Source organism: Streptomyces sp. NPDC006294 (assembly GCF_042870895.1).
Lineage (GTDB): Bacteria > Actinomycetota > Actinomycetes > Streptomycetales > Streptomycetaceae > Streptomyces.
Genome location: NZ_JBIAHV010000006.1, coordinates 118,362 through 144,273 on the forward strand (window position 1 = coordinate 118,362; position 25,912 = coordinate 144,273).

Genomic DNA, 25,912 nt, shown 5'->3' on the forward strand with positions numbered 1-25,912 from the left:
TGCCGAGTGCCCGACCGGGCCATCCCGGCCGGGCACTCGGCATGGTGAACGGGCGAGGCGGCGACCTGGTCCGCCGTCATTCGGCGGTCAGGCGGCAGGCCGGGACAGCGCGCTGCCCGCTTCGGCGCGCACCGCCTCGCCCGCTTCCCACTGCTCGGTCGACAGGGTCGCCGGCGAGGCGGGAAAGACGCCGTCCTGCTCCTTGAGGATGTGATCACGCAGCAGGGCGAGCACCTCCAGCAGCCGGTCGGGCCAGGCGGGATCGGCCGGTACGCCGCGAGCGGCCTCGGCCGGCACCGCCTCGACGCGACGGTGCTCGGCCTCCAGGGCGGCGATGTGGTCGGGGAACTCCAGGGCCATCGCCGGGAACAGCCCGTGCTCCTCCACCCGGGTGTGCGGGACCAGGACCGCGGTGATGCGGCGGGCGAGTTCGGCCATGGCGGCGATGTCGCCGTCGCGTCGGGCGCCGCGCACGTGGCTGACGAGTGTGACGACCTCGTCGTGTTCGCGGGTCAGTTCGTCGATCGTCGCCACGGTCTGACAGCCGCAGTATGCGCACATCGAAGGACCCCGGTTCTGCTCTGCGTCGGTTCAGTGGGAGTGGACGGTGAGGGTGCGGCGGTCGAGCGCGTGCCGCACCCCGGTCCCGGTGAAGGTCAGCGCCGCCGCCGCGACCGCGGCCAGCAGGACGAGGCCGATCGCGTAGGAGCCGTAGGCGCCGTACAGGGAGCCCATCAGCAGCGGCGGGACGAAGCCGCCCAGGCCGCCCGCGGCGCCGACGATGCCGGTGACCGAGCCGACCTTGTTGGCTGGGGCCATCAGGGCCACCAGCGCGAACACCGCGCCGCTGGCCGCGCCCAACGCGGCGGCCATGGCCAGGAAGGCGATCGTGCCCACCGGCGCCAGGGCCGGTGTGAAGGACTGCGCGAGTGCCCCCGCCAGCACCACCGCGAGCGTGCCGGCCAGCACCCGCACCGGGCCGACGCGGTCGGACAGCCAGCCGCCCATCGGCCGCATGGCCACCGCGAGCAGCACGAAGCCGGCCATGCGGTTGGCCGCGTCGGCCTGGGTGAGGTCGTATCCGGTCTTGAGGTAGGTGGGCAGGTAGACGGAGAAGGCGACGTAACCGCCGAAGGCCACCGCGTACAGCGCGGAGGCCTGCCAGGTGACGCCCAGGCGCAGGGTGTCGGCCATACGCCGGCCCAGCGGTTCGGTCGGCACGGTGCGGCCGGGGGCGTCCCGCAGCACCAGCGCGGCCACGACCGCGTACGCCGCGAGGACCCCTGCGGTGATCAGGAAGGGCGTCGACATGCTGCTCGCGTCGACCAGGTTCACGGTGGTCAGGGCGCTGATCGCGGTGCCGCCCATGCCCATGCCGAAGACACCGATGGCCAGACCCCGCCGCGCGGGCGGGAACCAGGAGTTCACGAAGGGCACGCCCACGGCGAAGGCGGTGCCGCCGATGCCGAGGAAGAACCCGCCGGCCAGCAGGGCGGCGAGCGAGGAGTGGCCGGCCAGGCCCAGGTAGAGCACCGGGACGATGGTGGCCGCCGACACGATCGGGAACATCACGCGCCCGCCGAACCGGTCGGTCAGCGCGCCGACCGGGATGCGGCCCAGGGATCCGACGACGACCGGCACGGCCACCAGCAGCGACTGCTCGAAAGAGGTGAGGTCCAGGGTGTCCTTGAAGCGGGGGCCGAGCGGGCTGAGCAGCGCCCAGGCCCAGAAGTTGACGGCGAACCCGACGGTGGCCAGGGTCAGCATCAGCCACGCCCGTCCGGGCACCGGCGTCCCCGAGCCCGCCCTGATGCTTTCCGTCGTCGAAGACTGGACCATGCTGTCCGTCCCTTCCCTCTTGTTCACAATGGTTCTGCGACAGGCCCGCGGATCGGCGACCCCTCGGCCACTGTGGGCTTCGCGGCGCCTGAGCGGCATGGGCCATGGGGCCCTCCCCCGGGGCTGACGGTCCTCACGCCGGGCCCGGCAGGCCCTCCTCATCGGACACGCGTCCCGGACGTCGCGCACGATTCCTTCGGACCCGTGCTCCGGACGTCGCGCACGACTCCTTCGTAACGGTGGCCGCGGGCCGTCTGCCGCCGGGACCCGGAAAGCAGGGCCGACCGGCCCTACCCGGCGCCGGGCCGCAGCGCCGAAGATGGTCAGATGCTCGAGAACGACGCCTTTCGCATTCTTGACCGGCGGGAGTGCCTTCGCCTGCTGGCCAAGGTGCCGGTCGGCCGGGTGGTGTACACCCGGCACGCGCTGCCCGCGGTCCTCCCGGTCAACTTCTTCCTGGACGAGGACGCCTCGGTCCTGCTGCACACCTCGGCCGGCTCCGACCTCGTACGCGCCATCGACGGCGTCGTGGTGGCCTTCGAGGCGGACGAGTTCACCGCGGAGACGCGGTCCGGCTGGAGCGTGGTGGTCACCGGCCGCGCCGGCGTGGTCGACTCGCCCGCCGAGCACGCACGGCTCTCGCGGACCGGCCCGCCGTCCTGGATGCCCGTACGGGACGGGGTCTTCGTACGCATCGAGTCCGAGCTGGTCACCGGCCGCGAGATCCTGGGCACCTCCACCGGCGGATGAGCCGGCCGGTGCGGGCCTTTCTGATTCCTGTCCGGTCGGCAGGGCGCTTGTCGACCGGACACGGTCATACGGGCGGAGCGGTCCCGTCGGAGGCTGCCGTTCCGGGTCCGGCCGCGGGACGCGGGGCGGCGTGCGCGGCCGCGCGCGGCGTGCGACCGCCCTCGGGGCCGTAGCCGAAGCGGATCAGCATCTGCGGGCTGCACCGCTGCCGTGATCCGCCCATCGCCGCCCGCAGATCCGTCCATTCCAACGCCTGGTGCAGCATCGAGGTGCGCACCCCGTACGCGGTCGCCGTGAGCAGCACATGCTGCAGCGCCTGGCCCGCCCGCAGCCAGTCCTCCCGCCGGTCCCACGCCGTCCACAGCAGCGCCACCTGCGCGTGGCGTTCGAAGTGCAGGGCGGGAAGACGTGGCACGGGCAGCCGGCCGGTGAAGTCCCGCATCGGTATCCGCCCGGACGCGTCCAAGGCCCCTACGGCGGTCACCGGGATGCCGTAACCGGTGTCGCGTCCCGGGGCGGTGAGCCAGCCGTGCGCCTCGGCCGTGCGGCCCGGGTGGGACGCGTTGCGGGCCTCACCGGCCTGGGTCAACCGCAGCATGCGCCGGGTTCCCGCGATGTCGGGCGCCTCCAGGTGTGCGCCTTCCGCACGTGCCGCGCTGATCATCTCCGCGACGATCGGTTCCGGCACCGGGCGGCCGGTGAACGGCATCCGGCTGGTATGACGCCGCTCGACGGCCTCGTACAGGTGCCGCAACGCCGGTCCGTCCTCGGTGGGTTCTGCCAGTCGGACGGTGGCCAGCAGGTCGGGATCGTCCGCGGAGGGCAGCAGTCGGACGACCGGTTCCCAGCCCAGATGCGCCGCGGCCACCCGGAGATTGAAGACGGCCGCGCCCACGGACAGGTGCTGGGCACGCAGGTCGGGATCGCTGATCGGCAGCTGCCGTCCGTGGTCGGCGCGAACCTCGACCGACCGGTTGTCCGGGTCCAGGCCGAACCGCCAGGGCTGCGTGTTGTGGATCGACGGCGCGGCCACCGCCGCGGCCAGCAGGGACTGGACGGCTGTGGCGTCGACTGGCCGGGTCTGCATGGTGACTCTCCTCTGCGAAACTCATCCCGTGTCACCCATCCTGTGCCACCGCCCCCGCCAGGGAGAGGGTTGACCGGCCCCTCCCCGGCCGCCGAACGGCCTCAAGTCGGGTGCCGCCGACGGCGAGGCGGGCGTGGACGAACGGTCAGGGTGACGGGTCAACCCGTCGGCAGGCAAAGGGCCGCGGGCAAGGCAGCAGCGGCTCGCGCGTGCGGCCGCACTGCCAGCTCTTGCCCGCTTCGGACTCGCTCGCGAAGAGGCTTCTCGCGCGTGCGGCCGCGCTCCCGGCCGTGGGACCGTCGGCCTTCCCCGCCGGGCCCAACGTCACCGGCCGCCGGAGCGGCGCCGCTGTTGTGACGGGTACGGAAGGCGGCGGGTGTGAGCCGGCGCACCGCGCGTGGACCGCCCGGGCGGTCCGACCACGACCGTGAGCACGACGTCCGGCGGCGCAGTCCCGACCTGGACGAGGGCACGCCGCCGAGGTCCGGGACGGTGCCGTCGCCCCTTCGGGGTCACGTCCCGGCCGTGCCGGCCCGGACACACCGGCGACCCGGCCCGCGGCTCGGGCGGCGGGCCGGGTCGAAGGTGCTCATGCCCAAGCTCCCCGCGACGCCCTGGTTCAGCCTTCCGCGTGGGCCAGCCACAGGTCGGGGCCGAAGACCTCGTAACGGATGTGGCGGGCCGGGACGCCCGCCTGGAGCAGTTGGGCCCGGACGGCCCGCATGAAGGGCAGCGAGCCGCACAGGTAGACGTCGGCGCCGGCGGGCAGGTCCAGGCCCTCGAGGTCCATCAGACCGGTGCGGGCGCCGGGTTCCGCGGCGGCGTCCTGTTCGTACCAGAACTCCGTCCGGGCGCCGGGCAGTCGGCCGACGAGGCGGCGGGTGTCCGCGCGCAGGGCATGGTCGGCCGGGGAGCGGTCGGCGTGCAGCACCGTGACCGGGCGGGCGGCTCCGGTCGCTGCGAGGTGTTCGAGCATGCCGACCATCGGGGTGCAGCCGATACCGGCCGAGACCAGCAGCAGCGGGCTGTCGGCCTCGTCGAGGACCACATCGCCGAACGGAGCGGACAGGGTGAGTTCGTCACCGGCCCGGACGGTGCGGTGCAGTTGGCTGGACACCTCGCCCTCGGGCGTGTCGGCCACGCTCGCGACCCGCTTGACGGTGATACGGCGCACGCGGTCGCCGGGGGCGCCTGACAGGCTGTACTGGCGCACCTGGTGTATGCCGTCGGGCATTGTCACCCTGACGCTGACGTACTGGCCGGCGCGGGCGGCCGGAACGGGGTCCTCGTCCGCCGGGCACAGCAGGAAGGTGACCACGTCGGGGGTCTCCTCACGCCGCTCCGTCACCTTCCACTGCCGCCAGGGGTGGCGGGGATCGACCTGCGCCTCCTGGTAGAGACGGGCCTCCTGGGCGATCAGGGCGCCGGCCATCAGCCAGTACACCTCGTCCCAGGCAGTGGCCACCTCGGGCGTCACCGCGTCGCCCAGCACTTCGGCGATGGCACGGAAGAGGTACTTGTGGACGATCGTGTACTGATCCTCGGTGACACCGAGTGCGGCATGCTTGTGGGCGATCCGGGACAGCAGCGCGTCCGGCCGGGCGTCGGGGTCGGCGAGCAGCGCCTGCGCGAAGGCGGCGATGGACCCGGCAAGAGCCCGGCGCTGACCGCCGCTGGCCTGGTTGCCGCGGTTGAACAGTCCGTCCAGCAGTTCGGGCTGCTCGGCGAACATGGTGCCGTAGAACCGCGCCGTGATCTCGTCCAGAGCTCCGCCGACGGCGGGCAGGGTGGCGCGGACGACGGTGGCCGACTCGGGCGAAAGCATGGGTCTCCTCAGCAAGGGGTGTGCAGGGGGGAGTGACGGTCACCATCGTGGCGGGTCCGTGCACTGAACGAATGGGCCGTTCGGCCCCCTCTGTGGGGCCACTTGGCTCACGTGCGGCGGGCCCTCGGGAACGGACCCCAGAGCCGCCGGTGCAGACGGGCTCCCAAGAGCACGGCTGTGCCGAGGGCGGTCACGGTGGCGAAGGCGCCCAGCCCGATCAGCATGTTGGGGAAGCCGAGCAGCTGCCCTACGGGCTCGACATGACGCTGCCGCAACTCACGACGGGGCTGATGTCGCAGGGTGGTTGGTACGAGGGGTCGCGCAGGAGCCGCCAGTCGTCCAGCGTGAGCTGGAAGGAGGCGAGCCAGCCGACGATCCCGGTGAGGAGCATCACCAGGCCCGTTCGGCGGCTCGCGCCCACCCCGCTCCCGCGGCGGACGGCCGAGGCGTCCGCCGCGGGAGCGGGCTCGTGGGTCATGCGGCTCACCGGGAGCCGGAGGCCGACCGCGGTCGTCCCGGGGCCGCGGGGGCCGCTGCCGGTGTGGTCCGCCTGCGGTAGACCAGGTAGGGCCGGGCGAGGTATCCGATCGGAGCGCTCCATACGTGCACCAGCCGGGTGAACGGCCAGGCGGCGAAGAGCAGGAAGGCGGTCAGGGCGTGCAGTTGGAACAGCAGCGGGGCGCCGACGATCGCCTCGGGCTGCGGTTGGAGGACGAACAGGCCGCGGAACCAGACGGATACGGTGGAGCGGTAGTCGTAGCCGGCGCCGAACACGTTGTGGGCGGCGGTGGCGGTGATGCCGAGCAGGACGGTGGCCGACAGCAGGGGGAAGAGGAGCTTGTCGCTGCGGTCGGTGCCGAGGCGGATCGTGCGGGTCAGCAGCCGGCGGGCGCACAGCATGCCCAGCCCGGCGACCATCGCCACGCCCGCCACCGACCCCGCCCAGACGGCGGTGGTGTGGTACGCGTGGTCGGAGATGCCGACGGCCTCGGTCCACGAGTCGGGGACGGCGAGTCCCACGACGTGACCGGCGATCACCATGAAGGCGCCGAGGTGGAACAGGGGGCTGCCCCAGCGCAGCCAGCGGTGTTCGAGGAGCTGACTGGTGTGGGTGGTCCAGCCGAACTGGTCCTGGCGGTAACGCCAGACGTGCCCGACGACGAACACCGCGAGGCAGACGTAGGGGACGGCGACCCACAGCAGGAGGTCGGTGCCGCTCACCGACGCTGCGGCCGGCGGGGCGAGGGATGCGGCGTTCATCGGGCGCCTTTCATACGGCTGTCGGTCGGGTCGGCGGGCGGCACGCGGGTCGGCGGAGCGGCCATCGGCGGCACGAACGTGCCCGGAGGGGCGAACTCCCCTTCCCCGTAAGTCCCGTAGGGGTCGAGGCCGACCTCCTCGTTCGGTGGGCCCTCCGCGACGAGCTGGGCCACCGCCGCGCGGTCCGCGTCGGTGGGCGGCGGCAGCAGGGTGAGCAGTGCGGCCAGTACGTGCCGGTACGGCGAGCCGGCGTCGGTCAGCGCCCGGTGGATCAGCTCAAGACCGCGCCGGTGCTGGCGCAGCGGTGCCTCGCCGCCACGGGGGCCCGTCAGCGCCGCGAACTCCAGCACGACGGGCAGGTGGTCGGGCAGTTCACCCCCGTCGATGTCCCAGCCCGCGGCCTTGTACCGCTGGTTCAGGGTGAGCAGGGCCATGCCCCGGCGGCGGGTGTCGCCGTGCAGGTAGTAGGTGAGGTAGAGGCTGCTCTTGCGGCGCAGGTCGAACATCTCGACGTAGTGCCGCTCGAGGGCGTCCGTCTCCTGGCCCGTGAGCCAGGCGGTGAAGGCGGCCAGGTGCTCAGCGGCGGGGGAGGACGGCAGAGCCTCGACGGAGGCATTCAACACCGGTCGGGCGGAGGTGAGTTCGGCGTCCGGGTACTGCAACAGCAGCGAGCACAGGCGCAGCAGCAGGGTTCGCGCCTCGGACTCCTCGGGCGTGAGCCGGGCCGGGCGGCGGACGGCCGCCCGGATGCGGGTGCGGACGAGGGCGGGAATACTCGCGGGCTGGGGATGCTTCCGGACGGAGTGCGGGGCAGCGCTCACGAGTGGCCTCCGGCGGTCTTGCGGCGCAGGGTGGGGATGCCGAGCATCACGCGTCGGCCACCGGCCTGTTCCGGTTCGCCGGACGACTCGACCGGGCAGCGGTTCTCCATCGCGGTCAGCGCGGCCGCGTCCTCCTTGTGAGCGGCGGGGACGACGTACCGGTCCTGGTACTTGGCGACGGCGAGCAGTCGGTGCAGGTCCCCGGCCTCACGGGCGGTGAGGCCGACGGCCTCGAGTGCGGCTTCGTCGCCGTCCTCGCCGAGGGTGCGCTCGCGCATGTACGAGCGCAGGGCCGTGAGTTTCATCAGCACCCCGGCGACCACGTCGGCGTCCCCGGCGGCGAACAGCTCCGCCAGGTATTCCAGTGGGATGCGCAGCCGGGTGACGGCGGCGAAGACGTGGTCGGGGTCGTCCTGGTTGCCGCCCGCCGCGTCCACGGCGTCCAGGACGGGGGACAGCGGCGGCACATACCAGACCATGGGCAGGGTGCGGTACTCCGGGTGGAGCGGCAGCGCGACCTTGTACCGCATGACCAGGTCGTACACCGGGGAGCGGCGGGCGGCGTCCAGCCAGTCCTCGGGAATGCCGGCCTCCCGGGCCGCCGCGATCACGTCGGGATCGCGCGGGTCGAGGAAGACACCGCGCTGCGCGTCGAGGAGGTCCTTCTCGTCGGGGGTGGCGGCGGCCTCGCCGACGCGGTCGGCGTCGTAGAGCAGCAGGCCGAGGTAGCGCAGGCGGCCGACGCAGGTCTCGGAGCAGACGGTGGGCTGGCCGGCCTCGATGCGCGGGAAGCAGAAGGTGCACTTCTCGGCCTTGCCGGTGGCGTGGTTGACGTACACCTTCTTGTACGGGCAGGCCGTCACGCACATCCGCCAGCCGCGGCAGCGGTCCTGGTCGACCAGGACGATGCCGTCCTCGACCCGCTTGTACATCGCCCCGGACGGGCAGGCGGAGACGCAGGCGGGGTTGAGGCAGTGCTCACACAGTCGCGGCAGGTGGAAGAGGAAGGTCTGCTCGAACTCGAACTTGACCTTCTGAGCCCACTCGCCGGTCAGGTTCGGGTCGCCGCCGGCGTTCTCGGGCGCGCCGCCGAGGCCGTCCTCCCAGTTGGCGCCCCAGGTGATGGCGGTGGGCTTGCCGGTGAGGACGGAACGGGGGCGGGCGACGGGCATGTCCTTCCCGGCCGGGGCGTTGACCAGGTTGTCGTAGTCGTAGGTGACCGGCTCGTAGTAGTCCTCGATGCTCGGCAGGTCGGGATTGGAGAACAGGGACAGGAGCCGCTTGATCCGCCCGCCGGAGCGCAGGACGAGCCGTCCGCGCTTGTCGAGCATCCAGCCGCCCTTCCACTGCTCCTGGTCCTCGTAGCGGCGCGGGTAGCCGACGCCCGGCTTGGTCTCGACGTTGTTGAACCAGGCGTACTCGACGCCGGTGCGGTTGGTCCACGTCTGCTTGCAGGTGACCGAGCAGGTGTGGCACCCGATGCACTTGTCGAGGTTCATGACCATCGCGATCTGGGCCATCACTCGCATGTCAGTACTCCACTTGCTGGCTGCGGCGGCGGATGACGGTGACCTCGTCGCGCTGGTTGCCGGTCGGGCCGTAGTAGTTGAATGCGTAGGTGAACTGGGCGTAGCCGCCCGCGAGATGGGTGGGCTTGAGCAGGAGACGGGTCAGGGAGTTGTGGATGCCGCCCCGTTTCCCGCTGACCTCGGTCTTCGGGACGTTCACGTTGCGGTCCTGGGCGTGGTACATGTACACGGTGCCCTCGGGCATGCGGTGGGTGACCACGGCCCGGGCGGCGACGACGCCGTTGCGGTTGTACGCCTCGATCCACTCGTTGTCCTTGACGCCGATCTTCTCGGCGTCGGTGGTGGACATCCAGATGACCGGACCGCCGCGGGACAGGTCGAGCATGTACTTGTTGTCCTGGTAGTTGGAGTGGATCGACCACTTGGAGTGCGGGGTCAGGTATCGGACCGTGACCTCCGCCCGGTCGGTCTCGTGCAGGTGCTCGTCGCCGTAGTGCCGGGGGGTGTTCAACGGCGGCCGGTAGACGGGGAGCTGCTCGCCGAGTTCGGCGATCCAGTCGTGCTGGACGAAGAAGTGCTGGCGGCCGGTGAGGGTGTGCCAGGGCTTCTTGTGCTCGGTGTTGATGACGAACGGGGAGTAGCGGCGCCCGCCGGTCTCCGAGCCCGACCACTCGTAGGACGTGATCACCGAACGGGGCTGGGTCCGGGTGTCGGCGAAGGTGATCCGCTCCGCCTCGCGTTCGGACGCGAGTTCCACCAGGCCCTCGCTGCCGGTCCGCCGCTCCAGTGCACGGAAGCCCTCGGTGGCCAGGCGGCCGTTGGTGGTGCCGGACAGGGCGAGGATCGCCTCGCACATGTCGCTCGCGGTGGCGAGCGACGGCCGTCCGGCGGCGATGCCGTCCCTGACGGTGCCGTTGCGGCGCCGCAGCTCGTCGATCTCCTGGTTCGGGTGGACGGTGACGCCCTTGGTGGTGGTGCCCAGGGTGTCCAGCAGCGGGCCGACGGCGCGCATCTTCTGCGCGATCGCGCCGTAGTCCCGTTCGATGACGGCCAGCTTCGGCATGGTCCTGCCGGGGACCGGTTCGCACTCGCCGGTCTTCCAGTCCCGTACGACCCCGCCCGGCTGGGCCAGTTCGTCGGGGGTGTCGTGCAGCAGGGGCACGGCGAGCACGTCGGTGCGGGTGCCGAGGTGCTCGGCGGCCAGTTCGCTGAACCTGTCGGCGAGGGTCAGAAAGGTGTCGTAGTCGGTGCGGGCCTGCCAGGGCGGGGCGATGGCCGGCGTGAAGGCATGCACGAAGGGGTGCATGTCGGTCGACGACAGGTCGTCCTTCTCGTACCAGGTGGCGGCCGGCAGGACGACATCGGAGAGCAGGCCGGTGGACGTCATCCGGAAGTCCATGGTGACCAGCAGGTCGAGCTTGCCCTCGGGGGCCTCCTCCCGCCACACCACCTCCGTCGGGCGCCCCTCCGGCGGTGTCTCCTCGGAGCGCACGGCCGCGTCGGCGCCCAGCAGGTGCCGCAGGAAGTACTCGTTGCCCTTGCCGGAGGAGCCGAGCAGGTTGGCCCGCCACACGGTGAGCACGCGCGGGAAGTTGGCCGGGTCGTCGGGGTCTTCGACGGCGAACCGCAGCCTGCCGGACTTGAGTTCGTCGACGACGTGATCGGCGACCGGCCGGCCCGCGGCGGCCGCCTCGTCCGTCAGATCGAGGGGGTTGCGGTTGAAGCCGGGGTGGCCGGGCGTCCAGCCCAGCCGCACGGCCTTGGCGAGTGTGTCCGCGAACCCCTTGCCCTTGAACTGCCCGGTGCCGAGCGGCGAGGCCAGCTCGTCCGGCCCGAACGCCTCGTAGCGCCACTGGTCGGAGTTCAGGTACCAGTACGAGGTGCCCGCCATGTGCCGAGTGGGACGCTGCCAGTCGAAGGCGAACGACAGGTGCTGCTGCCCGGTGACCGGACGGACCTTCTCCTGCCCGACGTAGTGCGCCCAGCCACCGCCGTTGACGCCCTGGCAGCCGGTCATCGTGATCAGGGCCAGGAAGGCCCGGTAGATCGTGTCGGAGTGGAACCAGTGGTTGGTGCCGGCACCCAGCGCGATCATGGACCGGCCGTTGGTGCGCTCCGCGTTGCGGGCGAACTCCCGGCCGATGCGGGCCGCCTGCTCCGCCGGGACCGAGGTGATCGTCTCCTGCCAGGCCGGGGTGTACGGCTCGCTCGCGTCGTCGTACGAGGCGGGCCAGCTGCCCGGCAGCCCGGGGCGTGCGACGCCGTACTGCGCCAGCATCAGGTCGAAGACCGTGGTGACCAGCCGGCCGCCGATCCGGCGCACGGGCACCCCGCGCACCATGACCGAGCCGCCCTCGGTGCTGCCCTCGTCGAAGCGGGGCAGTGCGACCTCGGCCGTCTCCTCGGCGCCTTCGATCAGGGTCAGTTCAGGTACGACGTCGCCCAGGTCGAGGTTCCAGCGGCCCTGCCCGGCCTCCCCCCACCGGAAACCGAGCGAGCCGTTGGGCACCACCGGCTCGCCGGTGGCCGAGTCGAGGAGAACGGTCTTGGAATCGGCGTTCTCGTCCTCGTGGCCGAGGTCGGCCGCGGTGAGGAACCCGTCCGGGACGAGACCGCGGTCGTGCTCGCGCAGGGCCACCAGGAACGGGGCATCGGTGAACTTGCGCAGGTAGTCCTGGAAGTACGGCACCTCCCGGTCGACGAGGAACTCGCGCAGGATCACGTGCCCCATGGCCATCGCCAGCGCCCCGTCCGTGCCGGGATGCGGGGCGACCCACTCGTCGGCGTGCTTGACGTTGTCGGCGTAGTCGGGGCTGACGGCGACGACCTTCGTGCCGTTGTAGCGGGTCTCAGTGAGAAAGTGCGCGTCGGGCGTGCGGGTGACGGGGATGTTGGAGCCCCACATGATCAGATAGCCGGCGTTCCACCAGTCCGCGGCCTCCGGCACGTCCGTCTGGTCGCCGAAGACCTGCGGCGAGGCGATCGGCAGATCGGCGTACCAGTCGTAGAACGACAGCAGGGTGCCGCCGATCAGCGAGTGGTACCGCGCCCCGGCCGCGAACGACGCCATCGACATCGCCGGGATGGGCGAGAAGCCCGCGACGCGGTCGGGGCCGTACGCCTTGACGGTGTGCACCTGGGCGGCGGCGATCAGCTCACTGACCTCGTCCCAGTCGGCGCGCACCAGACCGCCCTTGCCGCGGGCCCGCTTGTAGGCGCGGGCCTTCGCCGGGTCGCCGGTGATCTCGGCCCAGGCCGCCACCGGGTCACCGAGCCGCTTGCGGGCCTCCCGCCACAGCTTCAGCAGCGCGCCGCGCACGTACGGGTAGCGGACCCGGCTGGGCGAGTACGTGTACCAGGAGAACGACGCCCCGCGCGGGCAGCCGCGCGGCTCGTACTCGGGGCAGTCCGCGCCGATCGACGGATAGTCGGTGGCCTGGTGCTCCCAGGTGATGATGCCGTCCTTGACGTACACCATCCACGAACAGGACCCGGTGCAGTTCACCCCGTGCGTCGAGCGCACCACCTTGTCGTGGGCCCACCGGTCACGGTAGAAACCCTCCCACTTCGGGTCGCCTTCGCCGAACACGGCGCGGCCGTCGGCCGACACCTCACGGCGGTTCAGCAGTCTTCGGGCTGCCAGCGGCCAGCCTTCCCCGGTGGGCGACGCCTTGCGCCGTGTGCTCTTGTCGTTCTCCATGGGAGGGAACGCTAGAAGCCGCAGGCCGTGGTGTACCTGGGGCAGGCGGTCCCTGCCGGATGACCTTCCGGCCCCATCCGGCCGGCCGTAACAGGGACCAATGGCCCCCGTGCCGGGCCCGGTCGGCGAGGGCTCCGACCACACCCGACGTGCATGCTGGCACTGATCGAACCGCGGAAGTCCCTCTGTACGACCGCATTCCGTGCCTGCCGGGCGGCCGAATCCCCCGTCCCCGGCCGCCGCGGGCACAGCGCGTACGGCGCGTGGCACCCGGTCCGGTCGAGCGTCCGGCCGCTCACCGCGGCCGGACGCCGTATCCGCCCCGAGAGCCGGCACCCGGAGTGCCGGCCCGCCCGCATCGGCCGGCCGCGCCGGCCCGACCCGCTGGAGACACGACCATGAGCGTGCTCACCCTCGTCTCGGACCCCGAGGACGCCACGGCCCTCGAAAGCGGGGAGGCGCATCACGCCCGCTTGGCGGGGGAACTGGCCGGACGCGTGAAGATGCTGCTGATCGCCGTGGACCGCGACCCCGGCGCCGCCAAGAAGATCCACGCCGGTCTCGTCCGGTTCTGCGACCGCTCGCTGCTGCCGCACGCCGCGGCCGAGGAGGCCGTCCTCTACCCCGTCGCGCACGGCATGCCCGAGGCCCGCCTGCTGATCGAGAGCCTGATCGGCGAACACCGCTGTCTGACCGCGCTCGTCGACACCCTGCGCGCCGCACCCGGGCCGGCGGGCGCGGCGGCCGACGCGCGGGCCCTTCAGGTGCTCTTCGAGGAGCACGTGGCCAAGGACAACGGCCTCGTGCTGCCCCTGCTCGCCATGGCGCCCGAAGTCTCCCTCGCCACAGTGCTGGGGGACATGCACCACCGGCTCGCGAGAGACGTGCCAGCCACGGGCGCCGAAGAAGACCGGAACACCGAAGAAGACCAGAACACCGAGGAAGGACAGGACACCGAGGAAGGACAGGACATGCGGGAACAGACCGAGGAAACGGGCGGCTGCGGGGGAGTCTGCGGCTGCGGTGGCACGGAGGAGACGGCCACACCCGAACTGGACGTGCGGGAGGTGCCGCACGCCCTGCGCCACGCGACGGTCTTCGGCGCGCTCGACGCCGTCCCGGCGGGCACCGCCATGGTGCTGGTCGCCCCGCACGACCCGCTGCCGCTGCTCGCGCAGATCGAGCAGCGCAGCCCCGGCATGTTCTCGGTGGAGTACCTGGAGCGCGGCCCCGAAGCCTGGCGGCTGAGGCTCAGCCACCGCTGACCGTTCCCATTCCCGGAGGCCGCTCCGGCCTCCGGGTGGCGCACGGTGTTGCCCCACCGACGGGCAGCACCCCGTATCCCCAGCACACGAGGAAAGAAGGAACCCACGTCATGGACGGATCCCGCCGTCGGGCCGGCACCCTGCTCGGGACGGTCGGCGCGACCCTGGCGGTCGCCGGGCCGGTCATGGTGCTGCGCGGACGCAGCGGCAGCAAGGAGATCCGGGCCGAGCTGGCCGACCAGAGGATCACCTTCCCCGAACGCGGGCTCCCCGCCGAACTCGCCGCCCACGCCGGCCGGCGCGTGGAGACCGGCCCGGAGGCGCACGCCTACGCCGAGTTCATCAAGGGCAATCTCGCCCACGCCACCGGCGGTCGCACCTACGCCGAGATCACCACGGAGCTGCACTTGGCCGGTGGCGACGACGAGAAGCTCTCCGACCTGCGCCAGACCGCGTTCATGGGCCAGTCCCTGCGCGCCTCGCTGATGTCCGCCTACCAGGCATGGCACCTCACGACCCTGGTCACGGGCCTGGGCGTCGCGCTGACCGGCCTGGGGGCCGTGCTGGTGGCCACCGCCACGGCGTCGGCCGAGCGCTCACCGGACCGTCCCTGACCATGCCGGCACGCGTCTCCGCCGCTCTGACCACCCGCCCGGCCCTGCCGCACGGCGGTCAGGAGGAGCTGTCGGCCCTGTCGGCGAAGACCATCGGCCGCCGCGCCGAACACCGCCGCCGGTGGATGCTGACGGCGACCGATCTGGAGGTATCACGTGCACGACCACGCCGACCGCCCCCGAGGCCGGTGCCACCGCCGCCGCCCGCGGCGGCTGCCGCGCACGGGCCGGACCGGTCACCGTCCGGCCGCCCGCCTCGTCTGCCCTGACTCCAGAATGGCCGGACACAGCCCCGGGGCGCGGGGAAGGGCCGGACGATGAACGCCCCCGCCCATGCCATCCGCCGCCAGCGGCACGACGCGGGAGAACGGCCCTTCATCGTCATCTGGGAATCGACCAGGGCCTGCCCGCTGGCCTGCCTGCACTGCCGAGCCGAGGCCGGGCCCGACCGTGACCCGCGCGAGCTGGACACCGCCGCCGCCAAGGACCTGCTGGACCAGGTGGCCGCCTTCGGGCTTCGCCCCGCTGTTCGTCATCACCGGCGGCGACCCGTTCCAGCGCCCCGACCTCACCGAGCTCATCGCATACGGTCGGGAGGCCGGCGTCCGGACGGCGGTGTCCCCGTCCGGGACCCCGACGCTCACCGCGGAGCGGCTGTGCGAGCTGCACGCGGCGGGGGCGGCCGGCCTCTCGCTCAGCCTGTCCTGCCGCTGGGCGCCGGAAGTGTGCGCGAGACACCGCTGACGGAGATCTGTCGCACCTCGGAGCTGTTCACCGGGCTGCGGGACGCCGACCGCCTGGGTGGCCGGTGCGGAGCGTGCGAGTTCCGCCGGGTCTGCGGCGGCTCGCGGTCGAGGGCGTACGGCGTCACCGGCGACCCGTATGCCGAGGAACCCTGGTGCGGCTACGTCCCCGGCTCCTTCCCGTACCAGCGGGAACCGGCCGCGCTGCTGCCCGGCGGTCCCGGCACGGACAGCCGGCCGGTCCGTGGACACACGGCCGGGAGCACATCGGACCAGAACAGCGGCGAGGGTTCGCCCCGGCGTCAAGGAGTGGCATGACCAGCATCGCGACCGGACCCACAGGGACCGGAAACGGGAGTGGGCCCGGCAGGTACCCGAACAGGTTCGGGGCGTCCGGTGTGAGGACTCGGCATCTGCGCGCCCACGTCCTGGTCGTGGCGTGGCTGGCATCGGCCCTGTTCGCGGTCGCGGCGCAGGAGTCGCTGCCGGTGGCCCACTGGCTGGCCGTGCACATGTTCCTGCTCGGCGCTGTCACCACGGCCATCCTGATCTGGAGCGAGCACTTCGCCGTCGCCCTGCTGCACGCCAGGACCACCGACGCACGGTCAAGTGCCGCCCGGCTCGGGGCCGCCAACCTCGCCGTGGCCGGGCTGCTCATCGGGGTGTGGACCGCGTCGCCGGCACTGACCGCTGTCTCCGCCACGCTGCTGGTCGGCGCGGCCGTCGCACACCTGGTGATGCTGGTCCGCCTCGGGAGGGGCGCGCTCAATGGGCGGCTCAAGCCGATCGTCTCCTACTACCAGGTGGCCACGGCGGCCCTGATCGCCGGTGCCGTCCTCGGCGGGCTGCTGGCCACCGGCGCTGCCGCCGGCCCCGAACGGTACGCCGGGCTGCGCCTGGCGCACATCCACGTCACGCTGCTCGGTTGGATCGGTCTGCCCGTCCTGGGCACGCTGTTCATGCTGTGGCCGACCGTGCTGGGCGTACGGATGAAGGACCGCACCACGAAGGTGTCGCGGTGGGTGCTGTGGCTCACCGGCAGCGGACTGCTGGTGGCGGTCGCCGCGCTGGCACTCGGCCGGCGCTGGCCGGCCGCGGCGGGCCTCGCCCTCTACGTCGTGGGAGCGGCCCTCGCCGTCAGCCTCCTGGCCCGTACCGTACGCGGCAACCGGCCCGTGTCCGCGGCGGCGGCCTGGATGCTCGCCGCGGCCACCTGCTGGCTGCTGATCGCGGTGGCGGCGGATCTGGCGTGGCTGGTCGCCCGGCCGCTCGCGGCCGCACAGACCGGGATCGACGCCCTGCTCCCGGTGCTGCTGACCGGCTTCGTCGTGCAGATCCTGATCGGCGCGCTCACCTATCTGCTGCCGGTCGTCCTCAGCAGCGGCCCCAAGAACCGGGCGGCCCTACGAGCGCTGCTGGAGCGGGGCTGGCCGACGCGGCTGGTGACGCTCAACACCGGTGTCGTGCTGATGGCGCTCCCGCTGCCCGGCCCGACCGCGACGGCCGGCATGCTGCTGGCCGCTCTGTCCGGCGTCGCGTTCGTGGTCCTGGCGGTGACCGTCCTCGTCCGCAGCGGCCGGGCGCTGCCACGGGACGCGGACTCGGACAGCGCGTCACGGCGTCCCGCCATGTGGGGCACGGCCGCAGGCGTCGTCCTGACCGTCCTTGCGGTGCTCGTGGCCAACAGCGGCGGGGACAGCGGCGACCCGGCGGTCGCCTCCGCGACGGGAGGGGCTGCCGCCACGGCGACCCGCACCGTCGACGTCACCCTTGCCGACATGCGTGTCCGACCCGCCCGGATCGAGGTCGCGGCGGGCACCGCCCTGCGGCTGAAGATCACCAACGAGGACGCCCAGCGTCACGACCTCAAGGTGGCGAACGGTCCTGCCACCCCGATGCTCGCCAAGGGCGACACCCATGTGCTGGATGTCGGACAGGTCACCGGCAACCGTGAGGCGTGGTGCACCCTGCCGGGCCACAAGGCGGCCGGGATGACCATGGACATCGTCGTCAAGGGACGCGACACGGCGCAGGACGACGGGGAACACGACGACGGGGAACACGAGGGACACGCATCGGCCGCCGACAACACCGGCCTCGACCTCTCCGGCGACTTCTCCGCCGGCTGGCGGGCACGCGACGCCGACCTGGCGCCTGCGCCCGGCGGTACGGTCCACCAGGTCGAACTGCGCGCCGGGCACACCACGGTCGAAGTGGCTCCGGGCGTGAGGCAGCAGATGTGGACCTTCGGCGGCACCGCACCGGGTCCCACCCTGCGTGGCAGGGTCGGCGACGTCTTCGAGGTCATTCTCGTCAACGACGACCACGGCATGGGGCACGGCATCGACTTCCACGCGGGCTCCCTCGCCCCCGACAGGCCCATGCGCACGATCCAGTCCGGTGAGAGCCTGGTCTACCGCTTCCGCGCCGAGAAGGCGGGAGCATGGATGTACCACTGCAGCACCGCGCCGATGCTCCAGCACATCGGCAACGGCATGTACGGCGCCGTCGTCATCGACCCACCCGGCCTCCCGAAGGTGGACCACGAGTACATGCTGGTGTCCTCCGCGCTCTTCCTCGGCACGCCAGGCAGCACCCCCCAGGTGACGAAGATGCGTCAGAACACGCCGGACGCCTGGGCGTTCAACGGGGTCGCCAACCAGTACGCCCAGCAGCCCCTGAAGGTGAAGGCCGGTGAGCGGGCCCGCTTCTGGGTGGTCGTCGCGGGCCCCAGCGACGGGGTCGCCCTTCACATCGTCGGCACCGTGTTCGACACCGTGTACAAGGAAGGCGTCCATCTCCTGAAACCCGGCCGGCCGGGCGGCGCGCAGGTCCTGGACCTGGCCCCGGCGCAGGGCGGTTTCGTCGAGACGACGTTCCCCGAGGCCGGTCACTACGCCTTCGTCGACCACGACATGCGCCACGCCGAAGCCGGCGCGCACGGCATGGTCGAGGTGAGCAAGTGATGGACACCGTCGGCTGGTGGTCTCTCGTACGGTTCGCGCACGTGGGCGGCGCCGCACTGTGGGTCGGCGGCCAACTGGCCCTCTCCCTGGTGGTCCTGCCGCTGGCCCGCCATCTGCTCGCCCCGGAGGCCAAGGACGGTTTCACCGCCGCGGCCGGCCGCCGGTTCGGGATGCTGACGGGGGCGGTGTTCCTGCCCGTGCAGCTGGCCACAGGCTGGGCCATGGCCTGGCACAGGGGAGTCACCTGGGCCTCACTCGCCGAACCCGGCTACGGCCGCACGCTGGCCACCAAACTCGCCCTCTTCGTCCTGGTGATGCTCGCCGCGGCCGGACACGGCATCGCCCACGCCAAGGGCCGCGCCGACCCGGCCCGCGCCCTGGCGGTCGTCTCCCTCGTCGGCTCACTCGGCGTCGTCCTGCTCGCCACCGCCCTGCCCGCCACCTGAGCAGCGGCCGCGACAAGCCGGCAGGGCCGGCGACGCGTGGTGAGACCGGTGGCCGGACCGCATGAACATCGGCGGCCGGCCACCGTACGTCTGAGCGGCACGGTTGCTGCTGGGCCGAGGCCTGCACGAGACCTTCCCACGGTGGTACCGGAGGACGTTCTCCGTCCGCCCGCCGGCCGTCCTGTGCAGGGCCGAGTCCCGGAAGTGGCAAGGCCGTCGCCCCTGTTCGCCCGGCGAGGCGCGGACAGGCGCAGGTGTGGCCCATCCGGCCCTTCTTGTCGTCACGCCGCCTGTGTCACGGTGCCGTAGGGGGGCACGCCCACGACCATGGAACGCGTGCGTCAAAGGGCTCGAGCGACGGCGCGCCCGGGCTGCGGAGAGGCGCGGCAACCGGTACGAAGGCGCCGGGCACACACTCAGCGATGTCACAAGGGCCGGCCCGTCGGGCTCCGCCCACTCACAAGACGGAGGAAGCATGCGCAAGGACGAGTGCCCGGACGGCGGACACGTGACCTGTGAAGAACTCGACGCGCTCGACGCCCACTGGCGGGCGGCCAACTACCTGGCCGTCGGACAGATCTATCTGATGGACAACCCGCTGCTGCGCAAGCCCCTGGAACCGGCCCACATCAAGCCGCGGCTGCTCGGGCACTGGGGCACGTCCCCGGGCCTCAACCTCGTGCACACGCACCTCAACCGCGTGATCCGGCGTCATGGCCTCGACGCGCTGTGCATCTGGGGCCCCGGGCACGGCGGACCGGCCGTGCTGGCCAACTCCTGGCTCGAGGGCAGCTACAGCGAGACGTATCCGGACGTGGGACGGGACGAGGAAGGCATGGCCCGGCTGTTCCGGCAGTTCTCCTTCCCCGGCGGGGTGCCGAGCCATGTGGCGCCCGAGACCCCCGGGTCGATCCACGAGGGCGGCGAGCTGGGCTACTCCCTGTCGCACGCGTACGGTGCCGCGCTGGACAACCCGGGCCTGCTGGTGGCCTGCGTCATCGGGGACGGCGAGGCCGAGACGGGGCCGCTCGCCGCGTCCTGGCACTCCAACAAGTTCCTCGACCCCGTACACGACGGAGCCGTCCTGCCCATCCTCCACCTCAACGGCTACAAGATCGCGAACCCGACCGTACTGGCACGGCTCCCGGAAGCGGAACTCGACGAGCTGCTGCGGGGCTACGGCCACGACCCCCTGCACGTCACCGGCGACGACCCGCTCCAGGTCCACCAGGTGATGGCGGCCGCCATGGACACGGCCGTCGACCGCATCCGGCGCATCCAGGAGCAGGCCCGCACCGGCGGACAGGACGGGCGGCCGCGGTGGCCCGTCATCGTTCTGCGCACGCCGAAGGGCTGGACCGGCCCGGCCGAGGTGGACGGCCTGCCGGTCGAGGGGACCTGGCGTTCCCACCAGGTCCCCCTGTCCGGTGTGCGGGACAACACCGCCCATCGCGAACAACTGGAGGCATGGCTGCGCTCCTACCGTCCCGAGGAGCTGTTCGACGAGTGCGGCAGGCCGCGGGCGCAGGTGCTCGCCTGCGTACCTGACGGCGAGCGCAGGCTGGGCGCCACCCGGCACGCCGACGGCGGCCTGCTGGTACGGGAGCTGCCCATCCCGCCCCTCGAACGCTTCGCCGTGCCGGTGAGTGAACCGGGCGGGACCCGGCACGAGCCGACCCGAGTGCTGGGCGGACTGCTGAGGGCCGTCATGGAAGCCACCGCCGACCGCCGCGACTTCCGTCTCGTCGGGCCCGACGAGACCGCCTCCAACCGCCTCGAGGCGGTGTACGCGGCCAGCGGCAAGGCGTGGCAGGAACCGGTTCTGGGCACCGACGAAAACCTCGACCGGCACGGCCGGGTGATGGAGATCCTCTCCGAACACACCTGTCAGGGCTGGTTGGAGGGCTACCTGCTCACCGGCCGCCACGGGCTCTTCTCGTGCTACGAGGCGTTCGTCCACATCGTCGATTCCATGGTCAACCAGCACATCAAGTGGTTGAAGACCGCTCGCGCACTGCCGTGGCGGGCCCCCGTCGCCTCCCTCAACTACCTGCTGACGTCCCATGTGTGGCGCCAGGACCACAACGGCTTCTCGCACCAGGACCCGGGCTTCGTGGACCATGTGCTCAACAAGAGCCCCGAAGTCGTCCGCGTCTACCTGCCGCCGGACGCCAACACCCTGCTGTCCGTCGCCGACCGCGCGCTGCGCAGCCGCGACCACGTCAACGTGATCGTCGCCGGGAAACAGCCCTGCTTCGACTGGCTGTCCCTCGACGACGCCCGCGCCCACTGCGCCCGAGGCGCCGGTGTGTGGGAGTGGGCGGGCACCGAGGACGGCATGCGCGAGCCCGACGTGGTCCTCGCCTGCGCCGGCGACGTACCCACGCAGGAAGTGCTGGCGGCGGCCGGACTGCTGCGGCGCCATCTGCCCCGGCTCTCGGTCCGGGTGGTGAACGTGGTCGACATGACCAGTCTCATGCCCCACGAGGAACACCCGCACGGCATGACCGACAAGGAGTACGACGCGCTGTTCACCCCCGACAAGCCGGTGATCTTCGCGTATCACGGATATCCGTGGCTGGTGCACCGGCTGGCCTACCGCCGCGTCGGGCATCCGCACCTGCACGTGCGGGGCTACAAGGAGATGGGCACCACCACGACCCCCTTCGACATGGTCGTACGCAACGACCTCGACCGCTACCGGCTCGTGATGGACGTGATCGACCGCGTGCCCCGCCTCGGCGTACGCGCCGTGGCGGTACGGCAGGCCATGGCGGACGCCCGCACCCGTCACCACGCCTGGATCCGGGAACACGGCACCGACATGCCCGAGGTCGCCGACTGGACATGGACGGGGTGAGCCGTGCCGGTGCACCCGGACGGCCCGGCCTTTCGGGGCTGTTGGCTGTTCGGCCCCGACGGCGAGGGACCTGCCCTCCGGTGGACCGGGCGCGGGGCCACCGGTGCGCCCCGCCAACCCGCGCATGCCGATGCTGGACGACATGGAGGACTCAGGGTCACCGCCTACTGCGCCGGACCCCGGCCACCGGCTCTCGTCCGGCCGCCGACCGCCCCGCACGGCCGGCAGGCTGTCCGTGCGGGGCGGTGATCGGCATCGAGCGACCCGACGAGAGCGGCAGCCGACTCGCGTGGCCAACGCCGGCGCCGCTCCGGGCGACCGCAGACAGTGCCGCCGCGTCCGATCCACCGGCGAAGTGCCCGACCGCGTCCGTGTGCGCCGTGATCCCCCCGCCGTGGACGCATGGATGCCGGGGGAATCAGTCGAGGTACAGGCGCCGGTGATCGTGGAGCCCGGCCGCCCGGATGCCGTCCCGTGGACCTACGTGGTGAGCTGCAGGCCGGTGACCAGGTCGGGCCGGATGCGCAGCGCGGCGTTCATGGCGGGGTGTTGCACCCATGGCCGCATGCGGGCGGCGTAGCGTGCGAGTTCGCCGTCGTCGGTGACCCGTCGGGCGTACCCGGTGACCACGACGCTCCAGCCGATGTGCGTCTCGGGGTCGATGACGTCCGCCTCGTAGGCCACGACGACGCCGGTGGCATCGGTGGGTGCCACGATGGAGGCGAGTGTCGCGCCGTCATGCAGTTGGACGATGACGTCGTCGCCGTCCATGAGGTGGTTGACGGGGCGGACGGCCGGCAGGGCGTGCTGGGTGAAGACGATGCGTCCCAGGGAGACGCTGGCGAGCAGCCGCAGCGCCTCGGCGCGGTCGAGCTGTGCCATACGCCGGGGCGCCACCGCTCCACGGCGGTCATCCACCGCGTGACGCGTCGCTTCGTCCTTCATCGCGCCCACCTCTTCCTCCGGCTCGGTCCTCCGGCACCTGGGTGCCCGCAGCCAGCGTCCCTCGGCACGGGCCGGGGCAACAGGGCCGAACGGACCTCTGCGCCATGGCCGGATTCCCGGCCGTGGCGGCGGACCCCGGCTCGGCCGAGTGGTCAGACGAAGGTGCAGGGCACGGCGCGGTCCACGCCCAGGGCGCGGATGACGCGAGCGGGAAGCCGCGGGATACGGCAGAGCCTCAGACGCACACCCGCCGCCACGCAGCGCCGGTGCAGACGGAGGAAGAGCGCGGCGCCGGAGCTGTCACAGAAGGTCACCTCCACGAGGTCGAGCAGCACTTCACGCGCCGCGTCGCCCGTGAGGCGGTTCAACGTCGGCTCGATGCGTGCGACGGTGTCGAGGTCGAGCTCCCCGGCCAGGGTGATGGCCACCGTGCTCGGGTCCGCTGGGGTCCGGGTCAGGCTGATCGGGGTCGGCGTCATGGCGGCCTCTCTCCGTACAGGCGATGGCCGGGGGTCTGGTCGCCCCGGCACTGCCGTGGGCCCACTCCACCAGCGGGCGCGCGGAGGACGGCAGGTCCGCCGGTCCCTGCCGGCGGGGCCGAAGGTCCTTGACCACGAGGTGGTGCGCCGCGGTGTGCATGACCTGCTGGACGCCGAACCCGACCCGACCGGGGTGGGGAGGCCGTCATCGCCACCCAGGCCCTGGCCGGCCGGGACGATCAGGGCGGCTCGTCGGCGGGGCGCGAAGGCCGACCACGGGGGCTGAGCACCGGGCGGCGCGAACACGGACGAGAACGCGGACCCGACCGGTGCAGCGCCCCCTGCCGGCGAACCCGCAAGGGCGTCGGCAGGGGCCGCTGTCTGTCCACATGCTGTACGAGAACACCAGCCGGCCAGGGGGTGCCGTGCCCCGCGAAGGTTCCCCGCCCGCGTCCACCGCGTCTCCGCGACCACCGCGTACGAGGCCGTCGCCCGCGCGCCGGGGAAGGCCGCACGGCCGTCGCCCGGCGCGGGCCGCGGCCATCAGACGTGCGGCACGACAGCGACGGGGCAAGGGGCATGGTGCAGCGCCGCATGGGCGACCGACCCGATGCGGGTGCCCACGGGGCCGCGGCGCACCCTGCGGCCCACCACGAGCAACTGCGCGTCCGACGCGGCCGACAGAAGCACCTGTCCGGCGCTGCCGATCTCGATGTGCTCGGTCACCGGGACGTGCGGGAACCGCTCGCGCCACGGTGCCAGCGCCTCTGACAGCGCCTTCCTTTCGAACGGCTCGAGCCCTCCCGCCTCGTCCGCGAGGCGCATCGAGCCGGGGCCGTAGGCGTAGATCGGCGGCAGACTCCAGGCCCTTACCGCGCGCACCGCTGCGCCGCGCGCGGCCGCCGCCTCGAAGGCGAAACCGAGCACCGCGTCGCTGTCCTGCGGCGTGCCCTGCTGGCCCACGACCACTTCACCGCCCGTCTTTCGAAGCGCCTGCGCGTCACGGGACCGCACGGACACCACGGGCCGCGTCGCGGCGGCGATCACCTGCTGCCCGTACGAGCCGAGGAGGAATCCGACGAGCGCCCCGTGTCCTCGTGAACCGAGCACGAGCATGCCGGACTCCTCGGCCTCCGCCAGCAGAGCGGCGACCGCAGTGTCCTGCACCACTTCTGAGGTGAGGGCGAGGCCCGGGTACTTGGCGGCGACGCGCGTCCGGGCCTCCCGCAGCACGGCATCGGCGGCCTCGGCCTGCGTCTGCCTGTCCTGGACCACCGGTACGTCCAGCGGCTGCCAGAGCCAGGCGTGCACGATGCGCAGCGGCACTTCGCGCAGCGCCGCTTCGCGCGCTGCCCAGTCGGCGGCGGCCAGGCTCTCCTCGGATCCGTCCACTCCTACGGCGATGGCGCGGGACATGGGATGTTCTCCCTACGGTTCGACGGGCACGGCCGCTTCGGCCGGCTCACTGTTCCCTCAGCATCGGCGGGCGGGGGCCGCCGGGCCGAGAGCCGGTCGGCCCTGTGTCCCCGCCGTTCGGGCCAGACGCGAGGCCGCCTCCCATTTCCGTGCACGCGTGAGGACCACCGTCCCCCGGCAGGGACCTGTGGCCCCCTGTGCGGGCGGCCCCGGCCGACCACGGTGAGAGGCGTAGCCGTCCCCGTCTCCCGAGGAGCCCTCCATGTCCCCCACCGTCACCGTCGGCCTCGACGGATCCCGGGAAAGCCTCGCCGCCGTGGACTGGGCCGCCGAGGAGGCGCTGCGTCGCGCCGTGCCGCTGCGCCTGCTCCGGGCCTGGAGCGGCGAAGGCGACCCGCGCACGCTTCTCGTCGACCCGGTCGTGGCACGCGGCTGGGGCGAGCGGACACTCGGCACGGCGCAGCGGCGGCTGCGCCGGCGCCACCCGGCCCTGGACGTCGAGACGGAATGGACCTCCACCGGGCCCGTCGAGGCGCTGTGCGCCGCCGGCGACGAGGCGGAACCGCTGGTGCTGGGCTCCCGAGGGCTGGGCGGCCTGGCAGGTTTCCTGGCCGGGTCCGTCTCGCTGGCCGTACTCGCCCGCACGCGGGGCCCTCTCGTCCTCGTACGCCCCCATAACCACCGGGCGCCTGGAAAGAGCGGTCCTGCTGGGGAGGTCGTGGTCGGCCTGGACGTGTCCGCCCCCGCCGACGAGGTGCTCGCGTTCGGCTTCGCTGCGGCCGACCGGTACGGGTGTGGACTGCGGGTGCTGCACAGCTGGGCCGTTCCGGCGGTCCACGGGCCGGACATGGGGGGCGCCTTGCCGCTGCTGATGACGGAGATCGCCCAGGACGCGCGCCGCGCGCTCGACGGGGCGCTGGCTCCGTGGACGGACAAGTACCCCGGTGTCCCCGTGGTCCGGGCATGCCACCAGGGCCGGCCAGCGCAGGACCTCCCGGAGGCCTCGCGGGACGCCCGGCTGGTCGTGGTCGGCCGCAGGAACCGTCGGGGGCGGATCGGCACCCGCATCGGCGCCGTCACCCACGCCGTCATTCACCACTCCCTGGCCCCCGTCGCGGTCGTGCCGCACGACTGACCGTCGGCCCGGCCCGACGGGCCGGCCGGCGGGTCGAGGGGGCCGGCGACATCCCGCGCGCCATCGGGACCACTGGCCCTCACAACCCGGCCGCGCGCGTATCGTCCGGCCGCTGCACCTGCCGGCTTGACTCCGCCCGGCTTGGCTCCGCCCCGGCCGCTTCGCGGGCGACGACCAGCGCAGTCGAGGCCGGGCGGTCCCCACCCGGTCCCGCCGGACTCGACGCGCCGAC

Annotated in this window: 21 protein-coding genes; 9 read left to right on the top strand and 12 right to left on the bottom strand. The window is 72.6% G+C overall.

The features are described from left to right. Positions 1-87: 87 nt before the first annotated feature. Together ACFYOP_RS12230 and ACFYOP_RS12235 are read right to left on the bottom strand one after the other, a co-directional pair. Positions 88-534 carry a hemerythrin domain-containing protein gene (locus tag ACFYOP_RS12230; protein WP_388451390.1) on the bottom strand — a complete coding sequence of 149 codons (447 nt, stop codon included), beginning with the start codon at positions 532-534 and terminating at the stop codon, positions 88-90. A 57-nt stretch (positions 535-591) separates the two neighbouring features. Further along, on the bottom strand, positions 592-1,839 hold the full coding sequence (locus ACFYOP_RS12235) for a nitrate/nitrite transporter (RefSeq protein ID WP_388451392.1): 1,248 nt from the start codon (positions 1,837-1,839) through the stop codon (positions 592-594). Between the two features lie 327 nt (positions 1,840-2,166). Between ACFYOP_RS12235 and ACFYOP_RS12240 the strand changes: the two genes are divergently transcribed. After that, positions 2,167-2,589, top strand: coding sequence for a pyridoxamine 5'-phosphate oxidase family protein (locus ACFYOP_RS12240; protein ID WP_356897456.1), 423 nt, complete (start codon positions 2,167-2,169; stop codon positions 2,587-2,589). Positions 2,590-2,653: 64 nt separating this feature from the next. Here ACFYOP_RS12240 and ACFYOP_RS12245 read toward each other — a convergent pair whose 3' ends face one another. From ACFYOP_RS12245 to ACFYOP_RS12275, 7 genes are all read right to left on the bottom strand, one after another. Continuing rightward, positions 2,654-3,676 carry an Acg family FMN-binding oxidoreductase gene (locus ACFYOP_RS12245; RefSeq protein ID WP_356897457.1) on the bottom strand — a complete coding sequence of 341 codons (1,023 nt, stop codon included), beginning with the start codon at positions 3,674-3,676 and terminating at the stop codon, positions 2,654-2,656. A gap of 619 nt (positions 3,677-4,295) precedes the next feature. Beyond that, complete coding sequence (locus tag ACFYOP_RS12250; protein WP_356897458.1) at positions 4,296-5,501, bottom strand: globin domain-containing protein; 1,206 nt, start codon at positions 5,499-5,501, stop codon at positions 4,296-4,298. Positions 5,502-5,748: 247 nt separating this feature from the next. After that, positions 5,749-5,979, bottom strand: a complete 231-nt coding sequence (locus ACFYOP_RS12255) for a vitamin K epoxide reductase family protein (protein ID WP_356897459.1) — start codon at positions 5,977-5,979, stop codon at positions 5,749-5,751. A gap of 5 nt (positions 5,980-5,984) precedes the next feature. Continuing rightward, positions 5,985-6,761, bottom strand: coding sequence for a respiratory nitrate reductase subunit gamma (gene narI, locus ACFYOP_RS12260; RefSeq protein ID WP_356897460.1), 777 nt, complete (start codon positions 6,759-6,761; stop codon positions 5,985-5,987). After that, the gene (narJ, locus tag ACFYOP_RS12265; RefSeq protein ID WP_356897461.1) at positions 6,758-7,582 is read right to left on the bottom strand and encodes a nitrate reductase molybdenum cofactor assembly chaperone; all 825 of its coding nucleotides are present in this window, start codon (positions 7,580-7,582) and stop codon (positions 6,758-6,760) included. Before narJ ends, narI begins: the two co-directional genes overlap by 4 nt. After that, entirely contained in the window at positions 7,579-9,111 is a 1,533-nt protein-coding gene (gene narH / locus ACFYOP_RS12270) for a nitrate reductase subunit beta (protein WP_356897462.1), read from the bottom strand. Before narH ends, narJ begins: the two co-directional genes overlap by 4 nt. 1 nt (position 9,112) lies before the next feature. Next, on the bottom strand, positions 9,113-12,811 hold the full coding sequence (locus ACFYOP_RS12275; RefSeq protein WP_356897463.1) for a nitrate reductase subunit alpha: 3,699 nt from the start codon (positions 12,809-12,811) through the stop codon (positions 9,113-9,115). 398 nt (positions 12,812-13,209) lie between these two features. On the opposite strand from ACFYOP_RS12275, the gene ACFYOP_RS12280 reads away from it, so the two are divergent. The 7 genes from ACFYOP_RS12280 to ACFYOP_RS12310 all read left to right on the top strand — a co-directional run bounded on the left by ACFYOP_RS12280 (position 13,210) and on the right by ACFYOP_RS12310 (position 21,705). Beyond that, positions 13,210-14,076: a DUF2249 domain-containing protein gene (locus ACFYOP_RS12280; protein WP_356899662.1), complete on the top strand. Its 867-nt coding sequence runs from the start codon at positions 13,210-13,212 to the stop codon at positions 14,074-14,076. A gap of 110 nt (positions 14,077-14,186) precedes the next feature. After that, the gene (locus ACFYOP_RS12285; RefSeq protein ID WP_356899661.1) at positions 14,187-14,690 is read left to right on the top strand and encodes a hypothetical protein; all 504 of its coding nucleotides are present in this window, start codon (positions 14,187-14,189) and stop codon (positions 14,688-14,690) included. 450 nt (positions 14,691-15,140) lie between these two features. Beyond that, positions 15,141-15,434 carry a hypothetical protein gene (locus ACFYOP_RS12290; protein ID WP_356899660.1) on the top strand — a complete coding sequence of 98 codons (294 nt, stop codon included), beginning with the start codon at positions 15,141-15,143 and terminating at the stop codon, positions 15,432-15,434. Next, positions 15,416-15,751, top strand: coding sequence for a hypothetical protein (locus ACFYOP_RS12295; RefSeq protein ID WP_356899659.1), 336 nt, complete (start codon positions 15,416-15,418; stop codon positions 15,749-15,751). Before ACFYOP_RS12290 ends, ACFYOP_RS12295 begins: the two co-directional genes overlap by 19 nt. A gap of 80 nt (positions 15,752-15,831) precedes the next feature. Next, positions 15,832-18,399, top strand: coding sequence for a multicopper oxidase domain-containing protein (locus tag ACFYOP_RS12300; protein WP_356899658.1), 2,568 nt, complete (start codon positions 15,832-15,834; stop codon positions 18,397-18,399). Then, positions 18,399-18,845 carry a hypothetical protein gene (locus tag ACFYOP_RS12305; RefSeq protein WP_356899657.1) on the top strand — a complete coding sequence of 149 codons (447 nt, stop codon included), beginning with the start codon at positions 18,399-18,401 and terminating at the stop codon, positions 18,843-18,845. Before ACFYOP_RS12300 ends, ACFYOP_RS12305 begins: the two co-directional genes overlap by 1 nt. A 475-nt stretch (positions 18,846-19,320) precedes the next feature. Beyond that, positions 19,321-21,705 (top strand): phosphoketolase family protein, encoded by a 2,385-nt coding sequence (locus tag ACFYOP_RS12310; protein WP_356899656.1) that lies wholly within the window; start codon positions 19,321-19,323, stop codon positions 21,703-21,705. 480 nt (positions 21,706-22,185) lie between these two features. Here the strand turns inward: ACFYOP_RS12310 and ACFYOP_RS12315 are convergent, their stop codons facing one another. The 3 genes from ACFYOP_RS12315 to ACFYOP_RS12325 all read right to left on the bottom strand — a co-directional run bounded on the left by ACFYOP_RS12315 (position 22,186) and on the right by ACFYOP_RS12325 (position 24,545). Further along, positions 22,186-22,650 carry a pyridoxamine 5'-phosphate oxidase family protein gene (locus ACFYOP_RS12315; protein ID WP_388451399.1) on the bottom strand — a complete coding sequence of 155 codons (465 nt, stop codon included), beginning with the start codon at positions 22,648-22,650 and terminating at the stop codon, positions 22,186-22,188. 152 nt (positions 22,651-22,802) lie between these two features. Next, a complete protein-coding gene (locus ACFYOP_RS12320) occupies positions 22,803-23,129 on the bottom strand; it encodes an STAS domain-containing protein (protein ID WP_356896020.1) in 327 nt (108 codons plus the stop codon). Positions 23,130-23,672: 543 nt separating this feature from the next. Further along, the gene (locus ACFYOP_RS12325) at positions 23,673-24,545 is read right to left on the bottom strand and encodes a universal stress protein (protein ID WP_356896022.1); all 873 of its coding nucleotides are present in this window, start codon (positions 24,543-24,545) and stop codon (positions 23,673-23,675) included. A 262-nt stretch (positions 24,546-24,807) separates the two neighbouring features. Between ACFYOP_RS12325 and ACFYOP_RS12330 the strand changes: the two genes are divergently transcribed. Then, a complete protein-coding gene (locus ACFYOP_RS12330) occupies positions 24,808-25,680 on the top strand; it encodes a universal stress protein (protein ID WP_356896024.1) in 873 nt (290 codons plus the stop codon). Positions 25,681-25,912: the final 232 nt, after the last annotated feature.